Source organism: Schlesneria sp., assembly GCF_036405755.1.
Classification (GTDB): domain Bacteria; phylum Planctomycetota; class Planctomycetia; order Planctomycetales; family Planctomycetaceae; genus Schlesneria; species Schlesneria sphaerica.
The window spans coordinates 1-8,518 of the sequence record NZ_DASWWZ010000125.1 but is presented as its reverse complement, the minus strand read 5'-3'; the positions used below and the strand labels follow the sequence as shown (position 1 = coordinate 8,518).

General features: G+C 57.0%; 4 protein-coding genes and 1 other RNA gene. 1 reads left to right on the top strand and 4 read right to left on the bottom strand.

Annotated elements, in window-relative coordinates; translation table 11 throughout:
• The 4 genes from VGE80_RS04340 to VGE80_RS04325 all read right to left on the bottom strand — a co-directional run.
• Positions 1 to 2,178 (bottom strand): flagellar biosynthesis protein FlhA (locus tag VGE80_RS04340; protein ID WP_440591798.1); only part of this gene is annotated, 2,178 nt, incomplete at its 3' end.
• Positions 2,179 to 2,737: 559 nt separating this feature from the next.
• Positions 2,738 to 4,069: a replication-associated recombination protein A gene (locus VGE80_RS04335; protein ID WP_440591797.1), complete on the bottom strand. Its 1,332-nt coding sequence runs from the start codon at positions 4,067 to 4,069 to the stop codon at positions 2,738 to 2,740.
• Positions 4,070 to 4,094: 25 nt separating this feature from the next.
• Positions 4,095 to 4,292: non-coding RNA, 6S RNA (ssrS, locus tag VGE80_RS04330), on the bottom strand.
• A 260-nt stretch (positions 4,293 to 4,552) separates the two neighbouring features.
• Positions 4,553 to 5,821 carry a mandelate racemase/muconate lactonizing enzyme family protein gene (locus VGE80_RS04325; RefSeq protein ID WP_440591796.1) on the bottom strand — a complete coding sequence of 423 codons (1,269 nt, stop codon included), beginning with the start codon at positions 5,819 to 5,821 and terminating at the stop codon, positions 4,553 to 4,555.
• A gap of 472 nt (positions 5,822 to 6,293) precedes the next feature.
• On the opposite strand from VGE80_RS04325, the gene VGE80_RS04320 reads away from it, so the two are divergent.
• On the top strand, positions 6,294 to 8,084 hold the full coding sequence (locus VGE80_RS04320) for an aspartate kinase (RefSeq protein WP_373651691.1): 1,791 nt from the start codon (positions 6,294 to 6,296) through the stop codon (positions 8,082 to 8,084).
• The last annotated feature ends 434 nt before the right edge of the window (positions 8,085 to 8,518 follow it).

The window sequence follows — 8,518 nt, the reverse complement described above, 5'->3', positions numbered from 1 at the left end:
TGCGACCAGCGGGTGACGTTTTTGTCCATCGAGGGGCCTCTTCTGAGGAATCTTGATGGAGTTGATTGGAACTTGCCCATGTGGCTGAACCACCGTATCCCGGGAGATCTCCTGCAGGCTGAGTACTGCAAGTTTGGGGAGCGAGCTTTGGGTGATTTGCCGAAGGACGGGGCGAACCTGTGCCGAGCAGACGACGACTGGAAGATATCCTTCGCGAGTCAACCGGCTTGTCTGACGTGAAAGTTCGTGAGTGACACCTTCAATGATTTGCGGCGTTAACTTGATTGAAAGGCCTCGTTCAGATCCTTCAAAGCCGCCGCAGAGAACGTCTTCGAGTGCCGGATCGAGAGTGATTGCATGAATCACTCGATTTGCATCGCGGTACTGTTGACAGATTGTGCGACTGAGGGCGTTGCGAACGAGTTCGGTCAACGTCGTGATATTGGTGGTCTGATCTGCGTAAGTTCCGAGAGTCTCCAGGATCGTTTCAAGGTCTCGAACCGGAACGTTTTCTCGCAGAAGATTGCAAAGGATCTGGTGGACTTGAGCTGGTTTCAGAAGCGTTGGGATCAGTTCTTCGACCACCTTGGGTGAGGTTCGGGCGAGTGTTTCCAGTAGCTGATGAACATGCTGTCGGGTCAGCAGCTCGTCTGCATGTGTTTTGACGATCTCGGCCAGGTGAGCCATCAGCACGACGGCGGGCTCGACGACCTTATATCCGCAGACCTTTGCATTCTCGACTTGCGATGACTCAATCCATTTCGCGGCGCGACCGGTGGATGGTTCGATGACGTCCTGGCCGTTCACCTCGCCGCTGACCAGCCCGGTGTTGACCGCCAGCAGCATTTCGGGGCGAAGTACGCCGGAGGCCACCGTGACATTTCGCAGCTTGATTCGATAACCGCAGTCGCTCAATCGCAGGCTGTCGCGAATTTTGACCTTCGGCAGGATGATTCCCAGCTCCAGCGCAATCTTGTTTCGCAACTGAGTGACCCGGTCCATCAGGTCGCCCCCTGCATCGGGGTCGGCCATCTTGATCAGGCGAAAGCCGAGTTCGAGTTCGATTGGTTCAATGGCCAGTTTATCTTCTGGCCGCTGCTCACGCTTGAACTGAGCGGGCGAGACGGAATGTACTTGAGTCGAATTTACTGCCGGAGAGCTGTTCGCAGAGGCCGCGGCTTGGGTTTTCGACGAGGTGACTGATTTGACGCTCAGTCCGATCAGAACACAGCCGACTGCCAAAGTCGCCAGAGGAATCATGGGCAGGCCGGTGAAGGCCAGAGCGGTGGCGAAGGCCGCTGCCAGGAAGAGTGCCGTGGGCTCCTGGAACATCTGGTGAGCCGCATCGTGCGACAGGTTCGACTCGCGAGAACTTCGCGTCGCCAGTAACCCTGCAGCGATCGCGATCAGAAATCCGGGAACCTGCGAGACAAGACCGTCTCCGATAGTCAGGGTTGAGTAGACTTCCAGTGCATTGGGGATGGACATGCCATGCTGAATGACGCCGATAGACAAGCCGCCAACAAGATTGATGACAGTGATCAGGACGCCAGCGATCGCATCACCGCGAACAAATTTACCGGCTCCATCCATGGCGGCATGAAAGTCTGCCTGGTCGGTCAGTTCCTGACGACGGAGTCGGGCCTGTTCCTGAGTGATCGTCCCGGCAGCTACGTCGGCATCAATCGCCAATTGCTTGCCGGGGAGGCTGTCGAGCGAGAATCGTGCAGCGACTTCGCTGATTCTTGTGGCACCCTTTGTGACGACCACAAACTGAATCACCACGATAATTGCAAACAGGATCAGGCCAACGATCAGTTGCCCCTGAGCGACGAATCGTCCGAAGGTTTCGATGACGACGCCGGCGGCCTCTGTTCCTGCGGTGGGCCCCTGAGTCAGAATCAGGCGAGTCGAAGCAACGTTCAGAACGAGCCGAACCAGAGTCGTCACCAGCAGCAGTGACGGAAAGACACTGAACTCCAGTGGTTTACGGACAGAAATCGTCGTCAGCAGGATCAGGACGGATGCGGTCACGTTGGCGGCGAGTAAGAGGTCCAGGACGACTGGCGGCACGGGGGCAATCAGCACCAGGACGGAAAGGACCACCAGGATTGGAAAAACCATTCCCAGGGAACTTCCTGCAACAGAGTGCGGACCGTGTCCGACAGCAGTGGTCATGTTGACTCCACGCAACGAAATGATCGCGTCGCCGAAAGTGACGTGATACGAACGAATTGAATTGGGAAAAGGAGAAGTGCGGGCGATTGATAAGAGAAAGAGAAATGTCTGTCCAGATGAATGGGATCTGTTCGGTGCCCGATTCTACGTCACCATTCCCAAACAGGAGTGACTGCAGGCAGGACTTGCCGGAGCGCCGCCCGAAAGCGTTCAAAACGAGCTAAATTGGCCGCAATTAAGGAATTTGTCTCATTGGATGCGAGCTGACGGAGCTGAATTTCCACTCGCTGCCGGGAAAGCGAGCTGAATGTTGAGGGGAGACTGCATACAGAGAGGGCAATTTATCGAGCGGGAACATGGGGCGTCCCGCACCGTTACCTCTTATTTCTCTGAACAAATTGACACTGGCCCAAGTCACAACGCGCACGTGTCGCCAAAACCTCGCACACGGCTGAGAGCCACCTTGTGGCGCCAGAATTGCGCCGGCTCACACATCTCAGGGGATAACCCAGCTTGTTGAAGTTGAGATGGGCACCGTATGTTGGCCATATGACCTGAATTACTCAGGCTGAGAATCCGGTGCCGTTCTGCGCATTTGTCGCAGTTGATCCAGTCGTCGCTTCATCTCTGTTTCCGCGCCCCGCTCAACCGGTTCGTAGTAACTGCGATCGACTCCCAGATAATCCTGAGCGATCCAGCCCTCAGGGGCGTCGTGCGGGTATTCGTAACCCTTGCCATGCTCGAGTCTGGCTGCACCTTGGTAGTGTGCGTCCCGCAGATGGACTGGGACGGGCAGCAGTCGTGAATTGGTGACATCCTCCATCGCAGCGTCGATGGCCTTGTAAGCCGCATTCGATTTCTGTGCGAGGGCCAGATAGGTCACTGCCTGGGCGAGAATGATTCGGCATTCCGGCATTCCGATGAATTCCGTGGCGGCTGCCGCGGACTGGGCCAGGACCAGGCCGTGGGGATCCGCATTACCGATGTCTTCAGCAGCCGAGATCACCAGCCGACGTGCGACAAACCGGGGTTCCTCGCCCGCTGCCAGCATCCGGGCCATCCAGTAGATGGCTGCGTCCGGGTCGCTGCCACGGATACTCTTGATCATGGCGCTCGCTGCGTCGTAGTGATCATCTCCATCGGCGTCGTAGCGAATCTGCTTTTTCTGGATCGATTCTTCGGCCGCGGCCAGATCAAACTCAGCGGTCTTCGGATCGAGCGACAACACGCCGATTTCCAGAGCGGTCAACGCCCGGCGGGCATCGCCATCGCAGACGGTGGCCAGAAATTGCAGCGCCTCAGGTGTCGCTGTGACTTTTTTTGCTCCCAGACCCCGCACGGCGTCTTTGAGTGCGGCTTCGAGCAGGTAAACGACATCCTCCGTCGAGAGGGGTTGCAACTCAAAGATCTGGCTGCGGCTCAGCAAGGGCGAAATCAACGCGAAGAAGGGATTGGCCGTCGTCGCTGCGACAAGTGAGACAATTCCATCCTCCACATCGGGCAAGAGGACATTCTGTTGCTGTTTGTTGAAATGGTGCAGTTCGTCGATGAAGAGAACTGTCCGGTTTCCGCCAGTGGAAACATCCGCGCGTGCTTTGTCGAGCACGTCGCGCAGCTCTTTGACTCCCGCAGCGGCAGCGTTCAACGAACGGAACGTTCGCTTGGTGTGTTTGGCGATGAGTTCGGCCAGGGATGTCTTGCCTGTTCCCGGTGGCCCGTAGAAAACAACCGATGAGATTCGGTCCGCCTCCAGCATCCGGCGGAGAAGCTTGCCGGGGGCGAGGATATGGTGCTGTCCGACAAATTCACTCAGTGTTCTTGGTCGCATCCGCGCGGCTAAGGGGCGAACCGCGTTGCGATGCTCTGCTTCCAGCCGGTCGAACAAGGCCATGAAAAATCGTCTCGCTGGATAAAAAGAAGCCTCCGCCAGTGCCGTTGGAACGCTGAGGTTCTGAACCCAAAGGATTCAGGGGGGAGCCTCATGTCCGGGTTGTGTGAGCCGGGAAGGCACCGAAGTGCGATCGCGGATATACACGCGGCCGAACTAGAAAACTCCCGCATGAAGAAGTTGTAGGGTCAACGCACAAGCCCCGTATCGAACACGGCAGAGGTTTCTCGAATCCCGAAGGATCCGAGATCGATGCTAACGAGGGGCAGGCCCACATTCAAGACGAATGGCGAGCGCAGTTTTCGAACGATCGCCGTTCAGCGGACTCACACTCACGCGCCTCAGACACGCCCCAATTTGACGCCGGTCGGTAACTGATGGCGGTGCAAGACTTAACTGGAATGTGACTGGCTTCGTCCGAACCGAGACGAGATGAGGGCGATCGGAAAATATTCTTATGAAAAACGGGGGACGCAGGTCTGCATTTCACGACACCGCGTAGGTTCTCACAAAGTCCTCATCGACGGTGATTCCCAGTCCCGGACCGGTCGGTACATCGATGAGACCATCTTTGAGGGGGAACGAGCCCTTGGCGATTCCGTCGCGCCACGGGTTTTCGGACTGATCGAGTTCCAGAAGGGGCGTGTCAGTAGGCAGGCCCCAGTGTGGGTCGGGCAGCAAAGAGACAAGGTGGGTTGTGGCGGCGATCAGGACGTCACTCCCCCAGCAGTGCGGGATGCAGCGGATGCCGGAAAGGGCAGCAGTCTCGGCGATGTAAAGGGCTTCGGCCAGGCCTCCACACAGACTGATATCGGGCTGGATAATGTCCATCGCCCGCCGGTCGATCAGATCCTTGGCGCTGGCTCGGGAGTCAACCACTTCCCCCGCAGCCAACGATAAGGGGAGCTTCCGACGCAATTCTTCATACCCGGCATAGCGAGGGGACTGGGGAAGTGGTTCTTCAAACGCTTCGAAGCCGAGTCGATTCAAAACATTTCCCATCCTGACTGCCGATTCCAGCGTGTAGGCCCCGTTTCCGTCGGCCATCAGCAGAATGTCGGGACCGACTGCGTCTCTGACAGCTTCAGCGACTTTGGCTTCACGGGCGACGGAATATCGTCCCAGTCGCATTTTCATCGCTTTGAAGCCGAGTTTCTTCTTCTCGACTGCCTCTTCGGCGTAGTGATCTTCCGGCTGAAGGCCTTCCAGGTAGTTCATGGCCGATGCGTAGGCGGGGATCCGGTCGCGGAGTCGTCCACCGAAGAGTTCTGCAACGGGTAAGTTGAGGGCTTTTCCTCGCAGATCGTTAAGGGCGATGTCCACTCCCCCTACCGCAAGTCCGTTTCCGAAGTTCGCTCCCCACATTTGCCGCCAGAGTCGACGGTATTCAAGGGGATTTTTCCCAATGAGCTGAGGGGCCAGCACCTCGTCGATTGCCGCTCGAATGCCCCCAATCGGAATGGTTTCGCCCCAGCCGACCAGTCCCGAATCGGATTCAATTTTGACGAGCAGGACTTCTCGCGTGGAATCGAGAGGTAGGGAGACGGACACGCCGAAAGGACGCTTCAAAGTTGTCCGGAGCAAATAGGTTTTGACCGAAGCAATTTTGAGCTTGGGAGCCCCAGAAGGCGCTGCCTCTTCGGCAGCTCTCAGCGGTTCTGGAAACCTTCCTCTCCCCCATGCCGCGAGGAAGGCGCCGGATGCCATCGCGCCTGAAACCAGAAAATTCCGTCGATTGGTTCGAATTGGATTCATCCGACTACTTCCGTTGAGGTGATCGAATCAGGGGCGACGACAAGGATTGTCCGGGTCTGTAGAGCTACAACTGCCGAGCCTGAAATCATTTCCGACAGCAGGACAGGGAATGGTGAAAGGAGTCAACGATAAGCGGCCGTCACGTTGACGGATTTATAGACATTGATTTATGCGAGGCTACCCTTGTCAGAAAGGGGCTGTCAAACGCACTCACGGAGCGATGGACGCCAGACGACAACCTGGCTGTAGAAGACCACGCGTCGTCCCGGGGCAGTCCGTTGGTGCTGTCAGCGAAGACGACGTGTTCATCGCCGTCGGTCCATGCCCGGAAAAGGCGGAATCTCGTCGCTGTGGAAAACTTCTGCTATTCTATCGGGCTTCATCGGTGCGCCAGAACGATGGGGTTCACTCGAGGTTGTGCCCGGTAAGGGAAGAAATAGTCGTAATCGGATACTTTTTTCGGAAGATTCACGTGGCGTTGATCGTACAAAAATTCGGTGGCTCCAGTGTCGCGGATGCTCAAAGAATCATGTCCGCAGCCAAGCGGGCTGTAGACGCGAAACGAGCCGGCAACCAGGTTGTGATGGTCATTAGTGCTCGTGGAGACAAAACGGACGAACTGATCGACCTCGCCCGCCAAGTCAGTGAAGTTCCGCCTCCACGGGAAATGGACATGCTTCTGGCGACCGGTGAGCAGGAATCTGTTGCCCTGGTCGCTATGGCGGTTCAGGCCTTGGGTGAACCGGCCATCAGCCTGACCGGTTACCAGATCGGTATCCTCACCGATTCGACCTATACGAAGGCACGAATTCGCGAAATCAAAACAGACCGCATGCGGAAAGCCCTTGCCGAAGGGAAGATCGTCGTCGCCGCTGGCTTTCAGGGGATCGATGACGACTTCAACATCACGACCCTGGGAAGGGGTGGAAGTGATACCACCGCGACGGCGCTGGCGGCGGTGCTGGAAGCGGATGTTTGTGAAATCTACACCGATGTCGAGGGGATTTTCACGACCGACCCGCGGATGATTAAGAATGCTCGCAAGCTTCCCCGGATTTCTTACGACGAGATGCTGGAACTGACCAGTCTCGGCGGCGGAAAGATGCACTCGCGTTCCATCGAGTTCGCCAAGAAATACCGTGTCCTCCTGCAGGTGCGGCCTGCCTACACGGACGGCGAAGGAACACTCATCGCCCCACTTCAGGACGGCACGGTTCCAATGGTGACCGGCGTGGCTCTCGTCAAGAGCGAGGCGATCGTGAATCTGCGTCAGCTCCCCGACCGCCCCGGGGTGCTGGCAACTCTGTTTACCAAGATGGCCGAACGTCGGATTCCGATCGACATGGTGATCCAGGACATCGCCGAAGAAGGGATCGCCGAGGTCACCTTCACCGTGCCGCAGGACGATCTGGCCGAAGCACTCACCGCGGCGGAACAGGCTGTACGGGCCTTGGGATTCGGGGAAGTCCATCACGGTACAAACGTCGCGAAAGTCTCGGTTGTCGGTGCGGGAATGCGAACCCACACCGGCGTCGCAGCTCAGATGTTCAAATCGCTTTCGGATTCGGGCGTCAACATCCAGATGATCACGACCAGCGAAATCAAGATCTCGGTCCTGGTCAACCGCGACCAGCGTGAACAGGCACTGAAGTCCGTTCACGAAGGGTTCCAACTGGATCAGGAAATCTCGACCCCGCCTGCAATCGGCTTTGCACAGATCGGAAAACCCAAGTCGCACGTTTCGCGTGATGAACTCGAACGAGACGTCGTTTCCCGACTGGCCAGCATGGAAGACATCGTTGTCAGTGAGGTTCAACTCGACACAAACCAGTCCCGGATCACGGTTCGCAATATCGCGGATCAGCCTGGAGTGGCTGCCGAAATTTTCGCGGCGGTCGCCGAAGGTGGCGTGATGGTCGACCTGATTGTGCAGAATATCGGACACGGTCATCAGGCCGATATCTCGTTCACCGTCCCGCGAACGGATCTGGAACGCTGTCTGCTATTACTGCGTGAACTGGTCGAGCGATGGCCGGGGACCAACGTCAGCTTCGAGAAAGAAATCGCCATGCTTTCAGTCATGGGGATTGGACTGCGAAGTCATACTGGGGTCGGCGAGAAGATGTTCCGCGCGCTGGCTTCTGCGGCTGTGAACATCCAGATGGTCAACACCAGCGAGATTCGAATCAGTGCGGTCGTGGCTCCCAAGGACGCCACAAAAGCACATACTGCCCTGCTGAATGTTTTTGGCCGGGAACACTGAGAGTTCCGGTATCGCTGAAGCCGATTTCACGGGATCCTGCAGTCGATTGCGGGGTCCCGTGATTTCATAAAAGCCGTCGGCAGAGGTGAATTTCACTGTCTCAGACCTGCAGCAGTCCAGTTACCTTGATTACCGCATCCTCAACGTCGAGTCTGGCTCCATTTGCTGTCACCGTCGATGGACTTGGCCGCATTCACTGATGAGTCGTTTTCAGAATGTGTTACCGCGAGGACTTACGGCAGGAGACCGAACGACAATGTTTCACTTCCTCTGGCGACTTGTATCCGGCTCCATGTCCGAATTTGTCAACGACCGTGGTGCCCGTCTCGGAGCGGCCCTGGCGTTCTACTCAACCTTTTCCGTTGCACCGTTGCTGGTGATCTCAATCGGTATTGCCAGTCTGTTTTTCGGAGCCGATGCCGTCCAGGGACAGC